Genomic DNA, 24,510 nt, shown 5'->3' with positions numbered 1-24,510 from the left:
GATTCCTGAATAGCTGGATGAAAACGCAAAACACCATCCTTGCAGCGATATGAATCGCGGTAAGGATGGTGTTTTATTTGTATCAGCTACTCGGCGGGTTATTTTCGAAAAATGCCGCCGATCTTATTCAACGCTTTCCCGATCAAACCTCCGATATCGTTCCTTTTCAGGATATCCGGTACCGATAGGACGTAATGCAGACCTGTGCCGGCCGTCTTGCCGTAGTGTTCAATCAGGCGCAGTTTGCGTTCGTAATTCTGCTTTTCCTCATCGGATAGCCAGGATGCATTGTAGTGATGGATCGTGTAGGAATTTTCAGTCAGATTCATCGCCCCAGTATAATAATCACGCGGGCAGAAATAGGCTTTCGGATAGATACTGATGCCTTCTATCTGCTGGAAAGTATCGTTCTGTTTCAGACCCTTCTCCAGCAGATAATCGGTCGTGTAATGCGGACTCGGCAAAGTGTTGAAGCTGCCGTCCGGATTGATGAAGGAGACACCTTCATAGACGTCGCGCATGGCTTTGATATGCGGATTACCTTTTGCGGCACCGAACCCCAATCCCAACGCGACAAATTTGCCGTCCTCGAAGCCCATGAATGCTTCATCTTCCAACAGCGGATCCATGTTGCGGATGATCTCCACATCCGTATCCAAATAGATGCCGCCTTGCGTATAGACGATGTCCAAGCGGGCATAGTCCGGCACGAAGCCCCACTTCTTAACGTCGTAGGCTTCCTTCATATAGCGGTTTTTTGTTATGTCATAATTGCTTTCGTTCCATTCGATGATTTCGTAATCCGGACAGAATTTCCTCCAGCTTTCGATGCAGGCTTTGTCTTTTTCCGGAATCGGCGCACCGCCGAACCAGCAGTAATGGATGATTTTTGGTATCTTCGTCATGAGTTTCCCCTTTCGTTCTCTTTTATTTGCGCAACACTTTTTTTTACGACAGCCGTACGTTCATCCCGATTCAACAGCACAATGAAGTTGAAGGCAATCGCAAAGATGCTCGTCAGGATGCCAGCAAAAATCAGCATCGCCCAACCGTCGATCGGAAGGAAGTTACGGACCAACAGCGAGAAAACCGAAGCAACAACGACCGACAGCGTGTTCTTCAGGATGGACGGATAGAAAGACGTCCATTTGATGTTCAGGCAATGCGCCCCGTAAATAGGCAGGAAGAACAAGGAACGGATCACCGCAAAGGCTGTGCTCGTCCCAGCAATGATGTACAATTTCAACGTGTCATCATTCGTAAACTGCAAAGCCACCAAGACGATGATGATCGTAACGATCGAGTTGGCGAACATGTAAATTGAAGTCTGCTTGACCTTGTTTGTCGCCGTAAAGAGGTTCCATAGCCCTTCCAACGGCAAGACGAACATAAACTCGATGCAGGACAAAATCGTCAGCATATACAGGAGATGCGCATCCTGAGTTGGCACCCATAGTTTGTAAAAGATTTCCCCGTAAGCGAACAGCGCCGCTACGGGGATACAGGCGAAGAGGCCAAGGAACTTGATTGAAGACATCAATTGGTTCTTCATTTCCTTGTAATTATTCTCCGCATAGCTGATCGTCAGCTGCGGCGCATAGACGCTCGCCAATGTCCCGAACAAAGTCAGGATTGCACTCGGCACCGTCTTGGCGACTGAAAGCACGCCCATCGCAGCAGAACTCACGTACAGATTTGTCACCAGCAGATCAAGACCGGTCGACAGGATCGAACTCAACCGCGTGAAACTGTTCCAGATACCGGATGACAGTAGCACCTTGATGACTTTCACATCAAAATAGCGCCGTTTGACTTTTATATCAGGAATCAGCTTGCGCGTATAATGGACATTCCAAACGAAGATGTAGAGCGAGGCCACGAATGCTGCCAAACCAACATACCACACTGAGGGAACGAAAAAACTGAACGCTGCGATCAACACCGCTACCCGCAGGATGTTGGAGATAATGCCCTGCAGTGAAGATAAGTACAACTTATTGCGGACGAACGTCGCCACACTATACGTTGACGAAATGATGCTGACCAGGAAATTCAGGAAGATGAATGCCCACAGCCATTGAACATCGATCAGAATCGCGTCGGACACGTTGACGATCTTGTTCAGATTCAGGATGATGATGGCCGAAGGAACGCTCAATACCAAGGCTGTCATGATGTTGGCGATGACAACAGAAGTGAAATAACGGTTCGATCCTTCCACATCATTTTCGGTGATTTTGATCGTGATGAAACGGCTGGCCATCGAGTTCAAAGCCACTGTGATGACCTGCGCGTAGCCGACAAAGTTGTTTGCCAAGCCGACAAACCCGTAGGCCTCGCTGCCGACATGCTCTACGACGAACGGGGTCAACAGGAAGCTGATACCCATCATCACGACAAAGCCGACGACCTGCGCTATCATATTGATGGCGAATTGTTTATTTTTATCCACTGTAACCCTCTTTTCGTTCAGGAAAAAAGGCTGCCTCAGAACCGGAATAATCGGAAAATGAAGCAGCATCTCCTGATTACTTCAATTTTTTATAAGTGCGGTAAGCCCAAGCAATCGGTCGTTCATAAGACAGGTAGGTATTGTACATAAAGGCCAATTTCGAACGACCTGTGCGTTTCAAAGCGTTGCGTGCCTGTTTGAGGATACCCCTGACCGTTTTTTTAGCTTCTGTCTCTTTGAGCGCATCCAATTGCAGATTGACCGATAAAGCTTCGGAGAACAATGATTTATAAGTGCGGTCGCTCAATTCCAGCCTGCCCACCTCATGGAAAAAAGCTGCCCGCTCAATCAACGCGTCCATATAATCGAGTTTGTTCTGCAGACGGAAGCCTGCTTCTCCCATGATGCTATCCTCGCGCTGCCAATAATAGTAGAGCGGCTTTTTTGAGATCACCGTCTGCGGCGCAAAATGGAACAGCTTGTAAGTCGTGAACTCGTCTTCATGCAGTCTGCCAACCGGGAAACGGATTGATTCGAACAAGCTCGCTTCAAACAGTTTTCCGCAGGCCATAACCAACTGCGGATGGAACTCATCGCCCAAGTCGATGTATTTCGCCAAAATAGAGTCATTCTTCATGACCGTCACCATTTCCGGTTCGGCCGTCTCAGGAAGCTTTTCCGTCGTTGTCTTCAGAAAATTGCAGAGAGAAATGGCGCTGTCGGTTTCCTTCAACAGATTGTACAGGTAGGCGATGTATTCTGCCGGAACCCAATCGTCACTGTCCAGGAATGTCAGATACGCACCCTTCGCAATAGCGATGCCAGCGTTGCGGGCATCCGATAAGCCACCGTTGGCTTGATGGATGACCGTTATGCGTTTATCCTTTTCGGCATAGGCATCGCAGATTTTCCCACTGTTGTCAGGAGATCCGTCGTCCACCAGGATAATGTCCAGATTTGTGTGTGTCTGTGCCAGTATCGAATCTACGCAACGGGGCAAATAAGCCTCCACCTTGTAAATCGGCACAATGATGCTGATCAATTCGCTCATCTCAATACCCTTCCTTGTTGCCTGGGGTGGCTTGATCAGCCTTTGCCCAATGCGGCCTTTATTTTATTGAATATGCTGTAGTAGAGATAAAGTGTCATGCTCGCTCTTCTCTTCATCAGGTTCAGTTCCAGTTTTTTGCGGGACTCCACTTCATTCAGATCGATTTTCTCAAGATTGGCGGCTAACTCATTATCTGCCAATATCATACCGATGTTGCGGATTTTCTCGCGGAACGGCATCGGATTGTCCTTATGCGCCTCGTTTGCCAACGATAGCAAGGCGACGATGATGTAGCGGTTTGCCAAACGCATCGACAATGCATTCTTTACACCCTCACGTGCTAGCAATGCCTGCAGCTTTGCAAAAGCTTGTTTCTGGCGTTGGTAGAATTGCGGCTTAAAGGCCATGACCGTTGAACTTTCATGAACACGGTAGTGGTAATAGGCGCCGCCATCGATGGTGATGCGCTCGCATCTCAGAAAAGCTTCCACGCAGACAAGCAAATCTTCCATGAAAGCTACATCCTTATCGAACCAGATATTCTCCTTTTCGAGCAACTCGCGGCTGACCAATAGGCGACAAACGCTGCCCATGATGTCCGTTTCGCCGCTTCGGAAGCTCGGTTTAGCGATAACGTTCGCGACGATATCACCGAGGATTGCATCCTTTTCGATGGTCCCTGTCTGTTTCATCAATACTGGAACGGTGCCTTCCTTTGTTTCCTTGACATAATTGCACATGCAGATGTCCGCCTGCGCCGTTGTAAGCGTCGTAAGCATCCGTTCGTACATGTCCGCATCGACCCAGTCGTCCGGATCGACGAAGCCTATATACTCTCCAGTCGCTGCGCGCAGACCGTCGTTTCGCGCTTCCGACACGCCGCCGTTCAGTTTGTCGATTAGGCGGATTCGATCGTCTTTGGAAGCTAGCTCCATGCAGACGGCCAGACTGTCATCCTTAGAACCGTCGTTTATCAGTATGATTTCGATTTCCTTCAGCGTCTGATTTGTCAGACTGTCTACGCACTGCTTTAAATAAGGTGCCGCATTATAGACCGGCACAATGATGCTGACCATTGGTTTCACCCTAGGTCCTCCTCCCGATTCTGCTGTGCAGAATGTCTTGACTGGCGCTACACATTCTCTTGTGGTGAGCGCAACTAGTCCATTACCTTCTAGTATAAGGTAATTACTAAGAATGAAAAAGGAAAAATAACAATCTTAACAAAATTGTAACTGCGGATCATGGATTTCTTAGCTGGATCGGTTTTGGAAATACTATCCACCATTGTCAGTCTTCGGAGAAAAGGGGCAATCTGATTGCAACAAAAAAGACAAGATAACTGATCTCGTCTTTTTGCTCTCATTGCAATTCCAGTCCTGTTTCCAGCACCTCTTGAACCCGGTTCATTTCAATACCATCCACGAAGCTGTAATGGGAGTTTTAATGCAGTCGAAATGTTTAACAATAGCCGCTTCATCTTTGATTGGATCTCCTTAACGACTTCTTTCGCAAGCATAATCTCTGTTTCTTCTGTATTTGTCCGTTTATCCTGATAACCAAACATCACGATATCACCGTCGTATATGATATAAGCGAAATCCTTAAGAAATATCTCCACAGCTGAAAAATTTTATACTTTCCTGATAACTATAAAAAAACACAGTCTCAGTTGAAACTGTGTTCCCGAATGTTTGTTCTTAATAACTTGAATCATAGGTTGATGCGTAAGGATCCTCTTCGTAGTAAACATCCGGTTCTTCATAGGAAGAGTCTTCTGTGTAAGTTTCTTCAGAATACGGATCGGAATAATTGGGCGTATAAACATCGCTTTGACCGTATGTTGACGAATCATACGTCGTATCGGTATAGGACGAATCCGTCTCATACTGTTGTGTTTCGAAAGAAGGCTCGTTGACGGAGGTTGAAATATCTTCAAGTGTCACTTCAGGTAATTCCAATTCAGCTCGTAAGATATTCGACAGACGCAAACGTTCTTCCGGATTCACGTAATAGTAGTATATCTCATCGATATAGACTTCTTGTCCTTCAACGTAGAACTGCTGGAAAGTCTCCATGGACTTGCGGTAACCGCTGGCGATCGAAAGAATTTCGTCCAATGACATATTCAATTGAACGTTGTCTTCTAGAGTTGCCAAGATATTTTTGTAGTTCACGACCGTTCCCATCGTCAAGACTTTGTCCAAAATAGCCTTGATGACCATCTGTTGGCGTTTCTGCCTACCCAGGTCGCCTTCCGGATCCTGCTTACGCATACGTGCGAATTGCAGTGCCTCAAATCCAGTAAATGTGCGCGTTTCACCTTCAATGAATTGTGGTCCATAGAAATCAAACGTCAGCGGACTTGTGACTTCAATTCCACCAACAGCATCAACGATGTCGACTAGTCCATCAAAGTTCACTTCAACGTAGTAATCGATCGGGACATTCAAAAATTCCTGGACCGTGTTGATTGACATTTCCGTGCCGCCAAACGCATAAGCATGGTTCATCTTGTCGTAGTAATCACCGTAGTAATCGTACAGGTCACTGTAGCCAACGATTTCTGCATAACTATCGCGCGGGATGCTCAAAAGTGTTGTCGTCTTCGTGTTGGGGTTCACTGTGCAGACGATGATCGTGTCGCTGCGGCCCGTTTCGGTTCGTTCCTCTTCAGCAGAGCCTGTATCGGCACCCAACAACAAGAACGAAATCGGCTGTGTTGCCGTCTCGACTTCAATCTCTTCTTCCCGCATTTCATTTACATTGACTGAGGTGTAAATCGACTCGGCCGTACTGCCGATATCGGAATAAGCCTTGAATAAGTATGCCACGGCGCCTACCATCACAATCAACAGAATGGAAAAGATCACCCTCCATAATCTTTTTCTCCCTTGCTTGCTTTTTCTGGTTTCATTCATTATGCGTTCCTCTTTCTTTTGAATGAATATTAGTGCATGTAACTATTGTCAGGCAGGAATGCTCCTGTTCTGACCATGCCTGCAATACTCTTTCATCAAGTATTTTATTGAACATAACTATATAAAATCTCTCAGTCCATGCAAAAAGAAGCCCACCTGTCTATGCGAGGGCACTTGTCATAGAATCTTAATAATATTATCAATAAACTGATGAACAATCAAGATGCTTGGGGAATAAGTAACACAACCGAAACAATTCAAATTATTAAGTAATCGTGATTATTTGAAAAAAAAGCCCGAAGAACAAATTTCTTTGTTCCCCGAACTTAGGCTTTACACATATTCATTTGCGAAAGCAATCACTTCATCATGAAGCGTATCATGTCCCAAACAATCGAGCGATTCAACAAATTTCAAGACCTGTTGGCGGTCATACGTTGTGGCATTTCCGACGAATATTTTATCGACTAACAGATTATTCTTTCTGAGTTGGCCATCAAGCATATTCAAAATAATCGCTTTTTGTTTTCTTGATAAATCAAGAGTCATTTCGACGCATTCCTGTTAAGAAACTCTTCTTGACTTTTGATAGTATTGCAATTCGTTTCCGTTTCGTGCTAACTTCAACAGGGGGTTCCGTATGGACAACATCCCCATTCAGCAAATTTTTTGCATTTTGATGGAAATAAGCCACTTGCTCTGAACCAAAATCCGCCTCCAGCTGTGTGAAAGCTTTTTTATAGTGGAAGCCCCGCCCACGTACATTGTGTGCATCAGATGCGATTACGTGGACCAGATTTGCTTCAATCAGTTGGTGGCTGAGCTTCGCGACATCTTTACCGAAGGCACCAACATAGCTGCTCGCTGTAACTTGCGCCAATGCGCCCCTTTCAATAAAAGGAAGCAATATATTTGGATCATCCATGATCGCCTGATTCCGTTCGGGATGCACGATGACCGGCGTGATGCCTTTTTGTCGTAGTTTAAAAAATAATGACTCTGCATAATGTGGTATCGACATGGTCGGGAATTCAATCAACAAATAATGTTCTTCATCGTCGATGAATAAAATGTCCCCTTTCTCGATATCTTCCAGGATTTCTCCGTTGATACGGAGTTCTTGTCCGGGGAAAATTTTCAGACCGATACCTCGGTCATCCAATTCCGACTGCAAGGCCGCCGTAGCTTCCAGAACAGCTTCTTTTGGGTTCAAATATTTGCCGTTGTTATGATGCGGTGTCACAAGGATGTGGGAGATCCCTTCGGAAACGGCTAGTTGGGCCATCGCCAAGGAATCATCCAATGTTCGAGCTCCATCATCGACGCCAGGCAACAGATGACAATGAAGATCAATCACTACGCTTCACCCTCATTTGTATAACCATATCCGTAGTAGGAATAATCTGTTTTCTTTTCTACTCCATTGAACACCACGCCCAATATGTTCGCATTCACCATTTCCAATAACTCTTTCGCGTTCAAGACAGAATCTTTTTTTGCGACGCCATGACGGATTACGAACACAACGCCGTCCGATTTTGCTGCCATGATCTGTGCGTCAGTCACCGATGTCACAGGGGGCATATCATAAATGATGATATCATACATCTCTTCGAATCGTTTCATTAATCCATTCATACGGTTTGAGTTCAACAACTCGGATGGATTCGGAGGAATCGGTCCACTTGTCAACGCGTGCAATTCTGTTCCAGTCACGTGTTGAATGACCTCGTCAATTTTTCTATCGGGTTCGCTTAAAAGTGTCGTCAAGCCCTCAACATTGCTCAACCCAAAAGTGCGTTGCACAGTCGGTTTGCGTAAACCTGCATCGACCAACAGCACGCGTTTCCCTTGGTCGGTAAAAACAGATGCCAAGTTTGCGGATGTCGTTGATTTACCTTCCCATGGACCTGATGATGTCATAACGATGGATTTCACATCGCGATCGACCATAGAGAATTGTATATTTGTACGGATTGTCCGATACTGTTCGGCAATAACGGATTTCGGCCGCAATTTTGAAATCAAACTGAGACCTTTACGCTGTTGGCTATCTAATTGCTTGATTTTTTTTCTGCTTGATTTAAACATGTATGATCCCTCCTATATGCGTCTTTTCGCTTTACGCGATTTTACGTCAGGTGTTGCCTGTATAAAACGTGTGGATGCCAAATCTTCGTCAGACATCAACAGGACAGATCCCAAATTCGGCCAGCCCAACTGTTCGATGAATTTTTCATCTTTGACCGTCTTGTCCATAAACTCAGCAAGAAATGCAAGCCCAACACCGATCATCAGGCCGACCAACAAACCAAGCACAAGGTTCATCGGAGTGTTCGGGGAAACAGGAATCGGATTCGCCACTGCTTGAGATAAGATCGTCACGCTATTCACGTCCAAGATGCTGCCGATTTTCTCTTCGAAAGAAGCAGCAGTCGCATTCGCCAATTCAGCTGCTTTAAACGGATTTTCATCTGTTATCGTGATACCAAAGACCAAGGAAGTGTCTTCGGTTTGGACAGTCAATTGATCGCGCAACTCCGAAATAGTCAAATCAGAATTGGTTTTAGCAATAACATCTTCCAAAATGATTGGTTCTTTGATGATACCTTGATACGTATTAATCAGACTCAAGTTTGTCTGGATATCTGTATTCGTGATTGCCTGTTCCGCATTTTGTGTCTGGTTAACCACGATTTTTGAAGTAGATTGGTATGTCGGTATCACAAAAAAGAATGTATAAAGTGCAGCTAACAACAGTCCAGCCATACTCCATACGATGATTGAACCGAGACGTTGCTTCAATATTGCAAATATTTCACCTAATGATATTTCTTCTTCCATGATTTCCCTCCTGATTACAAGCTTATGAATGGCAAAAATAACCAATTTATACAAAAAAATCCTTGATGCGAGATTTCCCAGTATAAAATATTGTACTATACCATTTTTGAAATAACTATAATTATTCTTATTGGAATTTTTGGTGAAATTTTCAGACAAAATCAATCTCGCGCATACTTAATAATTAAGTATGCTGATTTTGTTTACAAGAAAATAATTTATTCCCGTCTGTAAATTTATAGATATTTTTATTATTTTTGTTGCGTCAATACTCTAGCGCCTTCTTTAGTGATTGCAATCGTGTGCTCAAACTGGCAGCTCAAACCGCCATCTTTTGTGCGGGCAGTCCAGCCATTGTCATCCATTTTGGACTTCCAAACGCCTGTGTTGACCATCGGCTCGATCGTGATTGTCATGCCTTCCTTCAGGCGCAGACCCTTACCGGCATCACCGTAATGCGGAATGGACGGACTTTCGTGCATCGTTGGTCCGATACCATGGCCGATGAACTCGCGGACGACTGAGAAGCCTTCGCTTTCGACGTAAGTCTGGATCGCATGGCCGATGTCGCCGACACGGTTGCCTGCTTTCGCCTGCTCGATACCCAGATACAATGCTTTCTCAGTCACTTCCATCAAATGTTTGACTTCAAGTGTAGCCTCGCCGACCACATAGCTCCAACATGAATCGGACATGGCACCGTTGTAGTTCACGACCGTATCTACCTTGATCAGATCGCCGTCTTTCAGCACATATTTTCCCGGGAAGCCGTGGCAGATTTCGTCGTTGACGCTCGTGCAAGTCGCAAACTCGTAACCCTCGAAACCGATTTGTTCGCAGATGGCGCCAGCCGCTTCGATGCGCGACTGCACAAAGTTGTTGATTTCCATCGTAGTCAATCCCGGCTTGATGAAACCGCGCAATTCCTCATGGACTCCCGCCAAAATTGCACCTGACTCTTCCATAGCTTGAATTTCGCGTTCAGATTTTAAAGTTATCATATTTATTCTATCCTCTTCCTATAAAGTATTCTTTTTCATTATACATGAAATGCGTGGGATGACTAAATAATTTTCATCCTTTGATGAAATTCCTGCCCGCTCAGCAACTTGGCCGGAGCTGAGGTATGCGGGGGTGTGGTGGACCGGCTCCTCCGGTCAGCGACGGCTTCGCCGGAGGCACGGGGCTGTCTCGAGGTTTTCCTCCGTCGAGGGAACCCTCACCGGAGTAGCGGTTTCCCCCGCCCGCCAGCTCCGGGGAGCGATGCCTTCTCCGGAGCTGGCGCATGCGACCCGAAAGTGCCGCTTGGACCAAAAAAAAACGACCTCATTCGAGATCGCCCTGTTTCAACGCATAGTGACGCACATAAATACACAGATCATTCTTCATCCTGATAGCCGTAATAATAGCTATGCTCCTTCGCCCCGCCAGGCGCCCGGTTGTAAACGACTCCCAACACATTTGCGTTCACGATCTTCAAAAAATCCGCGGCCTTTACCACATCCTCCTTGGTGTCGACACCGTAATGTACGACAAAGATTGTCCCATCTTCGCGTCCGGCCAAAATCTGTGCGTCTGTGAATCCCAACAGTGGAGGGGTATCATAGATGATGAGGTCGAAACGTTCGGCCAATTCTTTTTCCAATTGCTTCATGCGGTTACTGGAGAGGAGCTCAGCCGGGTTCGGAGGCACCGGACCGCCTGTCAGGATGGAAAGTCCGGCTATTTCGCAGGTTTGCAGATAATCATCGACAACCTTGCCGGCATGATTGGCCAGTAAATTCGTCAAGCCTTCATTATTTGGCAGTTCGAACTCCCTGTGGACAGTCGGACGCCGCAGATCGCAATCCACTAGCAGCACCTGATTGCCCTGGAGCGCGAAGATCACTGCCAAGTTAGCGGCTACCGTCGACTTACCGGCGGATGACGAAGCCGAGAGAACAGCCAACGACTTTAATTCTTTATCCACCATCGAGAACTGGATGTTCGTCCGCAACGTACGGAACTGTTCCGACACAAGGGAATTAGGCAAGGCCAACGTGATCAATCCATGGCTGCGCCTTGTTTGTTTGCCTTTTTTCGTTTTCTTATTCACCATCTGCGCCATCCTCATTCCCCCCCTTTCATTGCGGATATCCACCGATTGGACCGATTCGCTCTGCAAAATGGTGCCGATTTTTTCTCTCGTCATTTCGGAAACCGTGACTAGCCGCTCGCGGCTGCCACCTGTATTATTGGATGGCCTTTTCTTCTGTTTTTCCGGTTCCTTCTTATCGGCAACTACGACAGGTTTCTCCTCCAACTGCGTCTTCACTTCTGTGGGAATCCGTTTCTGTACATCTTTGTGTTCTCGCTTCATGTTCTCCGTTGAGGTGGCTGCATTTTCTCTGCGCATGCCCATGATGGCCGCGCGCTCCTCCTTGTTCAGCTCGGAGATGGCACCTAGATTAGGCCAGCCGATGGTTTGTGTAATGAACTGATAATCATCGATGGTTCTGACCATAGCGGATCGAAGAAAAGCCACACCTGTTCCAAGCAGAACACCCAATGCTAGTCCAATCAACAAATTATTTAATACCACCGGAGAAATGGGTTTTGAATTGACGGCTGCAGTGGAAATGATGCTGACATTTTTGACGTTCATAATCTCTATAATTTCACTCTGAAAAGTTGCTGCAATTTCATTGGCTATCCCAGCTGCTTGGTCAGCATTAGGTCCCCTTACGATTAACGAGAACACTTGCGAATCCTCGTTCGCACTGATTGTCACCATTTCAGTCAATCGCTCGACTGAATAGTCAAGATCCAGATTTGCTTTGACTTCTCCCAATATGATTGGACCCTTTATGATATCCTTATAGGTATTGATCATCTGGACATTCGAATTGATATCATTGAGCTGGATGCCAGTGCTGCCATCACTTTCGCGATTGACCAACAATTGCGTAGTGGATTCATACATAGGTGTGACAATAAAAAATGTATAGACGGCTGTGAGCATTAAACCCAGGATTCCAAAGCTTACAATCATCACAAGTCGTTGCTTAATTATTGCCAACAAACCCTTTAAAGAATCTTCTTCCTTCATAGAATTCCCCTCCTAGTGTTCAGCATATGACAAAATCAGCTTCCTGAAAGCGGATAGGCACATAAGGTATCGCTTTTCTTTTTATCACATCACTCATCTGTATCCGTTTTCATTATATCACATATTCAAAGGCACTAGAAAGGAATCCCCTCTATAGGTTTATGCAAAAATCCCAGCTTATCTCCGCGCGGCCTCAGCACCAAAAAACCAGCTGACCCGCGTCACAACCCTTTCCAGATCCTCATCGGTCATCTTCGTATCCGAAGGCAAGCATAATCCTCTGGCGAATATGTCTTCCGCCACACTTGTTCCTTCCGGGTTGTGGCTGAAGAAATCTACGCCTTTGAAAACGGGCTGCAGATGCATCGGTTTCCAGATTGGCCTTCCTTCAATGTTTTTCGATGCCAGATAGTCCAACAGTGCTTTCGGGCGCACCTCAATTCCCGGCCTGATCGTTGCGCAGCTGAGCCAGTAATTCGGTTCGCCGTATCCCGCAATCGGCATCATTTCCAGCTCTTCTAAATCCTGAAAGGCATCCACATAGTAATCGAAGATGTATTTTTTCTTGGCGATCCGTTCATCCAGTACCCGCAACTGTCCTCGGCCTATGCCAGCTACGACGTTACTCATCCGGTAATTATAGCCGATTTCCTTGTGCTGATAATAGGGCGCGTGTTCCTTTGCCTGCGTTGCCCAAAATTCAACCTTCTCGATGATTTTCTTCTCGCGGGCCACCAGCATACCTCCGCCTGACGTTGTGATAATTTTGTTTCCGTTGAAGGAGTAGATGCCGATTTCCCCGATCGTTCCCGTTTTCACACCTTTGTAGGTGGCGCCCAGGCTTTCTGCCGCATCCTCCACTATCGGCACCTGATGTTCGTCCGCAATCGCCTTCAGCTGATCAAAATCGGCGGATTGGCCGTAAAGGTTCACGACGACAATCGCTTTTGGATGAGGATACTTCTCGAAGGCTTTCGCCAAAGCTGCCGGCGACATATTCCACGATTCCCTTTCCGAATCGATGAATACTGGTGTGGCACCCAGATAGATTATGGGATTGGCGGATGCAGAAAATGTCAAGGAAGGGCAAAATACAGTATCCCCTTTTCCCACACCGAGATACATCAGCGCCAAATGGATGGCAGCTGTACCGGAAGAGAGAGCCTCTGCATAGTTTGTGCCCGCGTAGGCACATATTTCCTTTTCGAATCCAGTGACATTCGGGCCTAACGGAGCAATCCAGTTCGTATCGAACGCCTCCTGGATATAGCTCATTTCGTACCCCGACATATGAGGAGAAGCCAATAATATTCTCTTTTCTTTCTTTTCAGTCATTAAAACCGTCTCCCTTCCGTGGGTAGCAGAATGAGGAACAGCTTATTCGTAAAAAATACTCGAAGCTGTTTTTGGGGGATTTTTTGAATGATCTCTAGAGGTTTATCATGTGGTTTATTCTTTTTATTGTTCGTTTGTTGAGGATTTCTTTCGAGGTATTTGGTGGAGATTTCTTTAGGTGGTTTATTAATTTTCTTGATGACAGGCAATTATTGATGCTCACAAGCATAGTCAATCAGGTTCTGACGGATTTCTCCGACAGGAAGCTGGATAAGTTCGTCCGCAAAAGCGAGGGTATCTTCCAATTTATAAGCGGCTGCTTTCCCGACGAATATCTTTTCGTAGGCTTGGCTGTCAAGCAAGCTTTCGTCGGCCAACAACTCTTCGTAGAGTTTTTCTCCGGGGCGGATTCCAGTTTCAACTATTGGGATATCCCCCTCCGTGTAGCCTGACAGTTTAATCATCTTTTTAGCAAGATCGACTATTTTTACGGGTTCCCCCATATCAAGGATGAAGATTTCTCCTCCATTTGCCAGCACGCCGGCCTGGATGACCAAACGACTTGCCTCCGGTATGGTCATGAAATAACGGATCATACGGAAATCGGTCACCGTCACAGGCCCACCTTTCTCTATCTGTTCTTTGAATACGGGAATGACGCTGCCTCGGCTGCCTAGGACATTTCCGAAACGTACCGCCGCAAATTTTGTTTTGCCGGGCTCATTCAACGCCGTTACAATCATTTCCGCAATCCGCTTCGTTGAACCCATCACATTGGTGGGACGAACTGCCTTATCACTTGAAATCATAACGAAACTCTTCACTCCAGCGGCTTTAGCTGCTTCCGCCATATTCTTGGTGCCGTAGATATTGTTCTTGACCGCTTCCCGAGGATTCCACTCCATCATCGGAATGTGCTTATGGGCTGCAGCATGGAAAACATATTCCGGTTGATAGCGCGCCATCACTTCAAAAATCAGCTTGCGGTCCTGCACATCCGCAATCACGGGGACAATATCTATCGTTTTCCCATAAAGGAGGCTTAATTCCCTATGGATCAAGTAAATCGAATTTTCTCCATGCCCCAATAGAATGATGCTTCTTGGTTCAAACTTAGCTACTTGCCGGCAAATTTCGGATCCGATTGATCCACCCGCACCGCTGATGAGAATATCTTTGTCCTTCAGGTTTTCGGAAATCAACTCTTTATTCAGTTCGACCTCTTCTCTGCTCAACAGATCGACTACGTCAATATCGCGTAGGCGATTGACGGATAATTTCCCTGTCATGACGTCCTCTATCTTCGGCATTTGGTTGACTGTGACGCCCACTTGGTTGCAGTAATCCAAAATGCGTTCCATTTCCTTAGGCTTCAGCGACGGAATGGCAATTGTCACCTGATCGATCTCCATCTCGGCTACCAGTCTCGGGATGTCTTCCTCCCTCCCTAGCACCGGAATGCCCATCAATCGGTAATTGCGCTTCTTCTCATCCCTGTCGACGATGCCGATAATCTCAATCTCATTCGGCCGGTGCATCAGGCTCGAGATGAAGAGCCGTCCACCTTCCCCCGCGCCGACCAACAGTGTCCTTACTTTCCCTCTGCCATCGGAATTTTTCTGTTGGGAAAGATCCTCGTTGCGTTCGCGGAAAATGCGCCAAGCTACCCGAAGCCCTGGTATAAACAATAGACTAAAAAGATAAGTCAATAGGATGTAGCGCCGACTCACCAGGTCAAAAATCCCGGTTGAAACGACTGCTGACAGCAAAAAGGCAACCGACAAAATCTGGACATTCGAGACTACATCATGGAGGTCCGTATAATGGGGCATATTCGAAAACATATGGCGAAATGTGCCCAAAATGATATAGATGACGCAAGTGATGCCAACCATCACATAATAGTAACCATCCGGCAGAGCTATGTAATTTTCCAGAAGCCAGTACGCGAGCAATGCTGCCAATGTGATACAGAGGACATCGGCAAACATCAAAACAACCATTTTCCCTTTAAAGGATACCGCTCTCATTTTCCACACCGCCTTATCTTCAAACTATTTTTTCCTATGCTACAAGAAGGTGCCAATTGACGAAGTATCGAGCTGAATCATCTTTTTCCCCTTAAGTTCTTTTGATAATAATACATGACCTTATCCGGGACCAAAGCAGATATGATCGGTCTTACCAGATACGGGTAATCGCTCAATGGAAAATGTAGCAACCGGTACCCGTATAGCCTTGTTTGCGCCCCTTGCCACGCAGACTTCAAATTCCGTTTTTTATAATCCGACAAGCTTTCATGGTATTTTAGCAAAGGTTCCTGAATATTATAGCCGCCGAATCCTTCAGCAAAAAAGCGAAACCATAAATCCCTGTCCTCGCATCGATTCGTCCTCTTCAACACCTGATAACCGCCTAAAACATCATATACCTCCTTGCGCATCATAATGGTCGGATGTGTAAAGGGTACCGTTTTTTTCAAGCATTCTTTAACGGGGTGTTCCGTCGATTTCCGGATCAGTTTATCACCCGTTTCATCAAAAACAATGACCGAACTCCCCACAACATGATATTCCGGATGGCCATCCAAAAAAGCCACTTGCTTCTCGAATCTAGTAGGGAGGCTAATATCGTCGGCATCCATGCGTGCTATATATTTTCCGTTGGCGTATGCAAGGCACCTATTTAAGGTGTAGGCAAGCTTATAATTTTTTTCATTTCTAAGGACAACTATATTATCGTACTTTTGTGCATACTTGGAAGCTATATCATAAGTATCATCCTTTGAACAATCATCACACATAATCAGTTCCCAGTCAGGATATGTTTGTGCCAGGATTGAATCGACGCATTGCGGTAAGGTATCCGCACAATTATAGATCCCCATAATCACGCTCACCGTAGCCATAGTCGCACCCCTTTCTTGATTCATATCAAAAGTATCTTGCTTCTCCTTCACTCCCCTTCATTCCTTTCGCTTCATTTTACCGAATCCCCTACAAATGCACCTTAGACTTAACTGCTTTCACCAAATAATTCCGCTCTGTTTTGTTCAGGACAATAAAACTGTTTATCAGTAATCCTAATACTCCCGTGATTGCGGCGTATGCAGCTAATTTAAGCCACGAATCGATGACAACTATATTTTCTATCCCGTAGCCGATGGCATTCAATATCAAAACACTCAGCACAGAGTATCCTACCTCAGGAAAGAACGTATTCCATTTAAGATTCAAGTATTTTGCTCCGAACGGAACGGTAAAGCAAAGATTCCGTATAATGTTTGCGACAGAGCTGACCCCGGCAATCGCAAGCAGCCCTAAATTTGTGTTCCCTAGTAAAATAAAAACGAGACCCGTACTTGCTATACCAGAAATGACGACCAGGATAGCATTTGTTTTCAACTTGTTCACCACTACAAAAACATCGAACAGCACAGTTGTTGAAACCGTGAAGATATACCCAAAAATTGTCAGAACCGACAACGTTTGCAATAATCCGGCATCTTGAGAAGGGACCCATAACTGATAAAATTCATTGCCGAATATGATGACGAGGCTCAGCGGAATCGTTAAGATAATCCCAGTTATTTTCATCGCTTTCTTCAATTCCAGCTTCAAACCTTCGATATCACCCTGCGCGTATTTCATGATGAAGGTGGGCGTAAACACCGATTTTAATGCAGTCGTCAACTGGACCAAAACATTTGGGAGAATCTTACCCAACGATAAGATGCCCATTGCTTCCGCACCGACAAAGACGTTGGCAATCAGCAGATCTAACCCGCTCAACAACAACAGCCCCAATTGATTGATGGTATTCCATATGCCCGAAGCAATTAATTCAATAAAATAGTTTTTATTGAAACTTGCTATCCTGACCTTAAGCTGAGGCATCAGTTTCTTTTTATAGTAAAAGGCGTAGCCCACCGTGTAGATTGTCGCCATGAGCGATGCCACCCCCATGTAATAAACATATGGTTTGATCAGGAAGAATAACCCCAAAAGAATGGCTACCCTGATCAATTGTGACTGCATATCACGCATGGACTGAATGTATAATTTATTTGTTACAAATGTCGCTGTATTCCAGCTGGAAAAAGTGGTTCTGACGAGATAATTCAAGAAAACCAGCGCAAACAACAGCTTTACATCCCATAGTATGTCAGCGGAAATGTTGATGAACTTTTCCAGATAGATGACACATAGAACGGCGGGAATGACCATAAACAAGGATAAAACATAATTGCCCAGTGTCACTGCCGTATAATATTTATTTGCTTCAGCCAGGTCATCCTGATAAAACTTAATTGTAATGAATCTACCTGCCATCGAGTTCAATGCAATCGAAATCAAGGAGGCATAGCCCACAAAATTACTGGCGAGCGTCACAAAACCATTCGCCTCTACCCCCAGCTTTGCAACAATATAGGGGGATAAAAAGAAACTGATCGCCAGATGTACCCCGACAGCGACTGCGCTGCTTATCATGTTAATCGCTAAAGCTTTATTTTTGCTGGTATCTTTTCCCATCACAAACTGATCACCTCCTCCGCTTAGGATGGTTCCGTTTCATTTCCTGCCGCTCACGTTCCTTCCTTTTCGCCAGAATGATTCATTATCATATAGGATGCAATAATGATCCAAAGAACGGTATTACGCAGTCCGTTATGGGTGACCCAATAAGCAGCAACTCCGATAAAAATCCCTACAGTAAACAGATTTCTCCTGATACCACTGTAAACCATCGCAATCAGCAACCTCATCCAGATCAAGAATCCAACCAGCCCGTAGGAGACAAAGACGGTGACAAACGAAGAATGAGCTTCCAGACCCGTCAAAGATTGAAACCGATAATATGCGCCTTCCCCCATTCCCCATAAAAGATGGCTGCCCATTTCAAAAATCCTGGTGTATCCTCGTCCGGAGCCTAAGTTGGAATCCCCTTCTGATCTTATATTTAAGATCCTTTCCCTGAGGGCGGATAATGTATCGTTATTAAAGAAGGAGAGGTCTCCAAAAAAGAAACTGTACAGTATGAATAATATAAAAATCACCAAGAATACAGTCATCTTCTTGCTGATGTGGACGTTAAAATATTTCTGGAATAAAATGACGTACAGGATCAAGATTGCAGAGGATAGTACAGAGGCTTTGGAAAGCGAAATGACATTCAGATAAACGGAGAGGGAAAACAATATTTGCTTGTATGGCGATCGGATATAGCCCCCGAACAGAAAGCAACTGGTCAATAACAATATCGCGTAGTATCCGAGTTGGTTAGGATTATTGAAACCCGCCACCGCCCTGATGCTCGAGCTGGCATTTTGGATGATGCTGAAAAATGCAACAATCGTTGCGGATATTAAAAAACCTTTTATGAGCTTCTGAAACAACAAGGGACCTATTCGTTCGTAGATCATAATGCAGGAAAAAACGCTAAAAAGATTGAACAAAATGAAAAAGCAACTCAGATACAGGCCATAATTCTTATTTCCGGCATTTGTATTCTCCAAAATCAGATACCAGATCAGGTTAATGAATATTTGGTAAAATGCGAACAGCACTGACCATCTGAGTATCTTCCAAATGCCTGAAGGAATCGGATATTTGATGAATCCGGTTTTTCTGGTCACCAGCAGCAAACCAAAGCACAGCATCAGGAAAAAATCAGCTGGTTGTAACGATCCGGAAGCGAATATATAAAAGGGCTTCAAAATCAAGTAGACCAGTAAAAGGTCCCCCCAAAATTCATTCGTTGTCATTTTCTCTTCGATATATCGCATGACTACTCTCACCTCTTTTGCATCCATCATGAAGACGCTACCCACAAAGCTATCCTTATCGTTAAATTCCAAATGTTAAGGGATTTTGTTTATTTCTTCTAAGTACGCATTTACAACAATATTCCGGTCAAACTCCTTTTCAACTTTCTCCCGGCCAAAAATGCCCATCTGTCGCTTTTCTTCATAATCCAAGCTTAAAAATTTCTCGATCTTGTCGATCAAGTCTTGCGCATTTTTCTGCTCGACCACATATCCATTGATGCCATCTTCGACCACTTCTCTGCAGCCCGCCCGATTCGTTGTGATGATGGCCCTGCCGCAGGCTGAACTTTCAAGCAGCACATTGGATAATCCTTCTGGATAATAGGAAGGATGGATGGTACAGTGCGTTTGTTTGATTACCTCCCGGATATCGCTCACCAACCCATGGAAGACGATCGTGCCATTATCATGCAGTTCCTGCAGTTTGCTAGCATAGTCTTCTTCACAGAATCCGCATACGTGGAAGGTTGTAGCGGGATACTTATCCTTTATGTACGCTGCTGCCTCTAGATACTGATCGATCCCTTTTTCTTTCATGATTCTGGAAATGAATACAAATTCAGTAGTGGCGCTGCTTGGGTAAGGCATGAATGCAAAATGATTCAGATTCACTCCGGATCCAGGAATCGATTTCACGTTTTCCGCTACTACTTTGTTCTTGATGAAAAACTCCTTGTTCTCGGAATTTTGGAAAAAAACGCAGTTTGCTTTTTTTAAAGCTATTTTGTATAAAGACAGCGTAATATTCTGTAAAATCCCGGCGTTTTCGACGGCAGTACCCAATCCCGTCACATTCACCAAATAGGGCGTGTTTGACAGTCTGCTGGCGATCCCCCCATAGATATTCGGTTTTATTGTGTACGTCAGGACAACAGCAGGGTGAATGTCTCTTATGACATTCTTATATGTCCGGAATAGTTTCAAATCGGTGACCGGGTTGCTCCCGCGCCGGTTCACTGGTGTATCTATAAATCTGCAGCCTTCCCGCTCAAGCAGAAATCTGAATCTCCCGTCTGGAAGCGCTACGTAAACTTCATATTCTTTGACTAATTCCTGGATGAGCTCTTTTCTGAAGTTGTAAAGCCCACCGGTGTTATTAGCTAAAATAAGTAATTTTTCCATCGTGCATGCCCCTTCCAGAACCTGTGCTTGTTTGTATCGAAAATAAACTTCTGGACCACCTTATTTTTTACTTCATCCCGTAGTATGCCACATACCAATCAGCAAACTGCTGCAAACCTTCCGTAATGGAGGTTTCCGGCTTGAATCCCACCGCTTCCTGCAGCAGATCCGTAGAAGCGTAGGTGGCCGGCACATCGCCTGGCTTGATGGGTTCAAATATTTTTTCGAACACCACTTCTCTGGCCAAAGCCTTGCTTAAGCATTGCTCCAACGTCGCTATAAAAACCATCAGTTTCTCTGGGCTGTTGTTCCCGATGTTGAAGACCCTATGCGGAACCGATTCAGCTGATGCATTGTTCAGCAGTCTCAGGATCCCTTCTACAATGTCAGCCACATAGGTGAAGTCCCGATACAAATCATGCTCAAAATCACCGTTATTGAATATTTTGATGGGTTCACCTTTAAAATACTTATCAGTGAATCCAAAGTAAGCCATGTCCGGTCTCCCCATCGGGCCGTATACCGTAAAGAAGCGCAAGCCTGTGGCTGGAATTTTATAGAGGTGGCTATACGTATGGGCCATCAACTCATTGGATTTCTTGGTTGCCGCATAGAGCGACACCGGATGGTCCACAAAATCCGATTCTTCAAAAGGCACTTTCGTGTTGGATCCGTAAACAGAGCTTGAGGACGCATAGACCAGATGATCCACCGGATAAAATCTGCAGGCCTCTAGAATATTGAAGAACCCGATGATGTTGCTTTGAATGTAGGCGTCCGGATTTTCAATGGAATAGCGGACGCCAGCCTGTGCGGCTAGGTTCACGACAACGTTCGGCTTGTATGCTTCAAATACGCCGGTGACCCTTTCCTTGTCCGCGATGTCACCTTGGATGAAAGTGAATGTATCGAAGGATTTCAGCTGATCCAGACGAGCAACTTTCAGTTTTACGTCGTAGTAGTCATTCATACTGTCGATCCCGATCACTCGGCTCCCCAGCTCCAGCAATTTCTTGGACAAATAAAACCCAATAAAACCGGCTGCACCTGTGATAAGATAGGTTTTGCTGCAATCCAACGTTCTGTAGCTCAAGTTGCTCAGCTCCTTCATTTCCTGAAAAGTTAGCTCCTATCAGGTAACGTTTAATTATCGTGAAACAAATCCCTTGTGTAGATTTTATCCTTCACATCTGCCAATTCTTGGGCAAAACGGTTCGACACGATGATATCGGACAGCGTCTTAAATTCATCCAAATCCTTGATTACCCTTGAATTGAAGAAGGTGTCGTCTTCCAGCGCCGGTTCGTAGACCACCACTTCGATGCCTTTTGCCTTGATCCGTTTCATGATGCCTTGGATGGAAGAAGCACGGAAGTTGTCCGACTCGGACTTCATGGTCAGACGATAGATGCCGACCACCTGCGGGTTGCGTTCTATAATCATGTGGGCAATATGGTCTTTGCGCGTGCTGTTGGACTGCACGATGGCTCCGATGAGGTTGTTGGGGACATCTCCATAGTTCGCCAGCAGTTGTTTGGTGTCCTTCGGCAGGCAATAACCGCCATACCCGAAAGATGGATTATTGTAATGATTGCCGATTCGCGGATCCAGTCCCACCCCTTCGATGATGGATTTTGTATCCAGCTTTCTCAGTTCGGCATAGGTATCCAATTCGTTGAAATAAGCCACGCGTAACGCTAAGTAGGTGTTTGCGAACAGTTTCACCCCTTCGGCTTCGGTGGAATCCATATACAGAACTGGAATTCCTTCCGCTGCTGCCCCCTCCACCAACAGGTTAGCGAATGCCACGGCACGTTCCGATGTATCGCCAACGATGATGCGCGAAGGATATAGATTATCGTACAGCGCCTTGCCTTCCCTCAGAAATTCCGGTGAGAATATGAGATGATCCGTCCCGTACCTCTCCCTCATTTCCTTTGTGTATCCGACCGGAACAGTCGACTTGATAATCATGGTTGCTTCAGGTCGGTAAACCAATACATCCTCAATGATGGCTTCCACAGATGACGTATCAAAAAAGTGCTTTTCTTCATCATAATTTGTAGGTGTGGCAATGACGACAATATCTGCATGCTCATAGGCGGCTTCCTTATCCGTCGTTGCAAACAAATGTAAGTCCTTCATGCGCAAATAATCTTCGATTTCCCTGTCGACAATAGGAGATTCTCTCCGGTTGATCCGTTCCACTTTTTCTGCGACGATATCCAGCGCCGCCACTTCGTTATGCTGCGCCAAGAGGATGGCCAGCGATAAGCCTACGTAACCTGTCCCTGCGACCGTGATTTTCAATGTCCTCGACTCCTTCCCTTTGCATTGACCAAATGGCCTGATTGGCTTCAGGAGCCGCTAATTTTTCCCTTTGATTCCCCGATACACCTGTCTGACGGCACTATACAACCCCAGTTGCTTCAATGCCTTGAAGGCAGCTGCCCTTATGCGGTAATTTATGATCCTGTACTCCCGGTTGAGTGCCACTCGGGATTTTGACCATCCCGCATTACTGTTCGTGTCCTCGTTGGTTAGGCCAGCGATCAATTTTAGGTCCATAAGATCCTTGTCACGGTTTCTCGCCGCCTTGTATCTTTGCAGAACATCCAGCGTAATGAATTTGATATCGTTATAGACCAAATAATTGTCAGGATTATAGATCAGATCATCTAGCTGTTTATCATAAAACCCAGCATAAGCTTGGTTGTTTTCACAGCCTTCATTTTCCAGAACTTCGTAATCAGGTTTCAGTGTGAAAAAATCGATGTCGCCGATATCCCTCAATCCATAGACACCCAATACGCCGCTGGAGGCAACAATAAAGTCATCCGGCTCATAATGATTTTCCATCAAGGCTGCCTTGAACTCGAATACTTTCTTGTTGAAATCCGTGTAAATCAATGGCTTCCCCCGGAACAGATAATCCAATGAATTCCGATTCAAAGTCAGGTTGGCCAATCTGATCGTTTCCGCTTGATTGTCCGTGATATGTATTGAGTGTGTGCCGATTTTGAAGATTTCCCTTATATTCTGTTTCATGTTGAAGATTGCCTCGAAAGTCGACGATTCCAGGATATAGATGGTCGTTTCATTTCCCCACAAGTAACAATTTTTGGTCTTGCCTTTGGACCCTTCATACTGGCTTTCCGAGGTGCCGGTCCAATCTTCCTTCATGTAGACCTGTGCTATGAAATTATTCAAGGCCTCAAAGCCCATATTTATTTTCTTTGAATAGATGATTTTGCAGCTGCTCTCCATCAATGCAAGCATCTGATCTAATTGCTGTTTTTTATCGCCGGCAGCAGGCCAGACGCTTGCAAAATAAGTGTTCGGGTTCATTTTGCAGTATTCCAGTACGAGGTAATCGATGTATTTTTCCTCCAAAAGCCGCTTACGGAAATATTCGGCATCAAACCGGAGATACAGTTCGGGAAAACGAATGATCGGGAGCTTCAATCCGAAGTAGATGGCGATTGCTGTCCTGTGGGCGCCGTCCATGATGACGTTGTCTTTCCCTACTGGAACGACAGATTTCGCTGCATCAAATCCCGTTTGCTTGATCGTGTCGATCAAATGATCGAAGGTTTCAAAGTACTTATCGATCGAATTTTTTGCCTGATTGCCGCTTTCAGCATAGATTCCAAATGCGAATGCTTCAATGTGGCTTCTGTACAGTTCCTTGATAAAATCCGTGTTTTGGCCTTTTTCTCTGCATTCAATGTATTTGATTTTGGCAACCAAATCCAACCGCTCGCCAGTAAGCAGCGTCTTGGCATCAACCTCTTCGACAATGTAATCCAGCGTCTTATCTATCTTGTACGTATCACAAAAGTACTCCGTTAATTCATCTTGGATTTTCAT

At 45.4% G+C, this 24,510-nt stretch carries 20 protein-coding genes; all 20 read right to left on the bottom strand.

Annotated features, from left to right (window positions below; translation table 11 throughout):
• Positions 1 to 98: 98 nt before the first annotated feature.
• Positions 99 to 905: a glycosyltransferase family 32 protein gene (locus BLV66_RS09900; RefSeq protein WP_086985934.1), complete on the bottom strand. Its 807-nt coding sequence runs from the start codon at positions 903 to 905 to the stop codon at positions 99 to 101.
• Entirely contained in the window at positions 902 to 2,452 is a 1,551-nt protein-coding gene (locus BLV66_RS09895) for a lipopolysaccharide biosynthesis protein (RefSeq protein WP_176974212.1), read from the bottom strand. The genes BLV66_RS09900 and BLV66_RS09895 overlap by 4 nt, the downstream gene beginning before the upstream one ends.
• 76 nt (positions 2,453 to 2,528) lie before the next feature.
• Entirely contained in the window at positions 2,529 to 3,503 is a 975-nt protein-coding gene (locus BLV66_RS09890) for a glycosyltransferase family 2 protein (RefSeq protein WP_086985932.1), read from the bottom strand.
• 35 nt (positions 3,504 to 3,538) lie between these two features.
• Positions 3,539 to 4,579: a glycosyltransferase family 2 protein gene (locus BLV66_RS09885; protein ID WP_245826680.1), complete on the bottom strand. Its 1,041-nt coding sequence runs from the start codon at positions 4,577 to 4,579 to the stop codon at positions 3,539 to 3,541.
• Positions 4,580 to 5,203: 624 nt separating this feature from the next.
• The gene (locus tag BLV66_RS09875) at positions 5,204 to 6,424 is read right to left on the bottom strand and encodes an LCP family glycopolymer transferase (protein WP_086985929.1); all 1,221 of its coding nucleotides are present in this window, start codon (positions 6,422 to 6,424) and stop codon (positions 5,204 to 5,206) included.
• Between the two features lie 333 nt (positions 6,425 to 6,757).
• Positions 6,758 to 6,973: a hypothetical protein gene (locus BLV66_RS09870; protein ID WP_086985928.1), complete on the bottom strand. Its 216-nt coding sequence runs from the start codon at positions 6,971 to 6,973 to the stop codon at positions 6,758 to 6,760.
• Positions 6,963 to 7,781, bottom strand: a complete 819-nt coding sequence (locus tag BLV66_RS09865; protein WP_245826668.1) for a tyrosine-protein phosphatase — start codon at positions 7,779 to 7,781, stop codon at positions 6,963 to 6,965. Before BLV66_RS09865 ends, BLV66_RS09870 begins: the two co-directional genes overlap by 11 nt.
• On the bottom strand, positions 7,781 to 8,515 hold the full coding sequence (locus tag BLV66_RS09860; RefSeq protein WP_086985927.1) for a CpsD/CapB family tyrosine-protein kinase: 735 nt from the start codon (positions 8,513 to 8,515) through the stop codon (positions 7,781 to 7,783). Before BLV66_RS09860 ends, BLV66_RS09865 begins: the two co-directional genes overlap by 1 nt.
• 12 nt (positions 8,516 to 8,527) lie before the next feature.
• Positions 8,528 to 9,268 (bottom strand): YveK family protein, encoded by a 741-nt coding sequence (locus BLV66_RS09855; protein WP_086985926.1) that lies wholly within the window; start codon positions 9,266 to 9,268, stop codon positions 8,528 to 8,530.
• A gap of 251 nt (positions 9,269 to 9,519) precedes the next feature.
• The gene (map, locus tag BLV66_RS09850; RefSeq protein ID WP_086985925.1) at positions 9,520 to 10,269 is read right to left on the bottom strand and encodes a type I methionyl aminopeptidase; all 750 of its coding nucleotides are present in this window, start codon (positions 10,267 to 10,269) and stop codon (positions 9,520 to 9,522) included.
• A gap of 377 nt (positions 10,270 to 10,646) precedes the next feature.
• Positions 10,647 to 12,356 (bottom strand): tyrosine-protein kinase domain-containing protein, encoded by a 1,710-nt coding sequence (locus tag BLV66_RS15795; protein ID WP_245826667.1) that lies wholly within the window; start codon positions 12,354 to 12,356, stop codon positions 10,647 to 10,649.
• A gap of 177 nt (positions 12,357 to 12,533) precedes the next feature.
• Positions 12,534 to 13,691 (bottom strand): DegT/DnrJ/EryC1/StrS family aminotransferase, encoded by a 1,158-nt coding sequence (locus BLV66_RS09835; protein ID WP_086985924.1) that lies wholly within the window; start codon positions 13,689 to 13,691, stop codon positions 12,534 to 12,536.
• 209 nt (positions 13,692 to 13,900) lie between these two features.
• A complete protein-coding gene (locus tag BLV66_RS09825; RefSeq protein WP_176974211.1) occupies positions 13,901 to 15,721 on the bottom strand; it encodes a polysaccharide biosynthesis protein in 1,821 nt (606 codons plus the stop codon).
• Positions 15,722 to 15,798: 77 nt separating this feature from the next.
• Positions 15,799 to 16,650, bottom strand: a complete 852-nt coding sequence (locus tag BLV66_RS09820; RefSeq protein ID WP_218131833.1) for a glycosyltransferase family 2 protein — start codon at positions 16,648 to 16,650, stop codon at positions 15,799 to 15,801.
• Positions 16,651 to 16,687: 37 nt separating this feature from the next.
• Positions 16,688 to 18,223, bottom strand: coding sequence for an oligosaccharide flippase family protein (locus BLV66_RS09815; RefSeq protein WP_086985922.1), 1,536 nt, complete (start codon positions 18,221 to 18,223; stop codon positions 16,688 to 16,690).
• A gap of 53 nt (positions 18,224 to 18,276) precedes the next feature.
• A complete protein-coding gene (locus tag BLV66_RS09810; RefSeq protein WP_143033128.1) occupies positions 18,277 to 19,506 on the bottom strand; it encodes an O-antigen ligase family protein in 1,230 nt (409 codons plus the stop codon).
• A 45-nt stretch (positions 19,507 to 19,551) separates the two neighbouring features.
• Positions 19,552 to 20,640 (bottom strand): glycosyltransferase family 4 protein, encoded by a 1,089-nt coding sequence (locus tag BLV66_RS09805; protein ID WP_086985920.1) that lies wholly within the window; start codon positions 20,638 to 20,640, stop codon positions 19,552 to 19,554.
• A gap of 67 nt (positions 20,641 to 20,707) precedes the next feature.
• On the bottom strand, positions 20,708 to 21,733 hold the full coding sequence (locus BLV66_RS09800; RefSeq protein ID WP_086986051.1) for an SDR family NAD(P)-dependent oxidoreductase: 1,026 nt from the start codon (positions 21,731 to 21,733) through the stop codon (positions 20,708 to 20,710).
• A gap of 50 nt (positions 21,734 to 21,783) precedes the next feature.
• Positions 21,784 to 22,950 carry a nucleotide sugar dehydrogenase gene (locus tag BLV66_RS09795; RefSeq protein WP_086985919.1) on the bottom strand — a complete coding sequence of 389 codons (1,167 nt, stop codon included), beginning with the start codon at positions 22,948 to 22,950 and terminating at the stop codon, positions 21,784 to 21,786.
• A gap of 57 nt (positions 22,951 to 23,007) precedes the next feature.
• A complete protein-coding gene (locus tag BLV66_RS09790; RefSeq protein ID WP_086985918.1) occupies positions 23,008 to 24,510 on the bottom strand; it encodes a ParB N-terminal domain-containing protein in 1,503 nt (500 codons plus the stop codon).

The sequence above is a fragment of the Trichococcus collinsii genome (assembly GCF_900107505.1).
GTDB lineage: Bacteria > Bacillota > Bacilli > Lactobacillales > Aerococcaceae > Trichococcus > Trichococcus collinsii.
The sequence above is the reverse complement of the archived record's forward strand: the minus strand, read 5'-3'. Positions and strand labels throughout refer to the sequence as shown.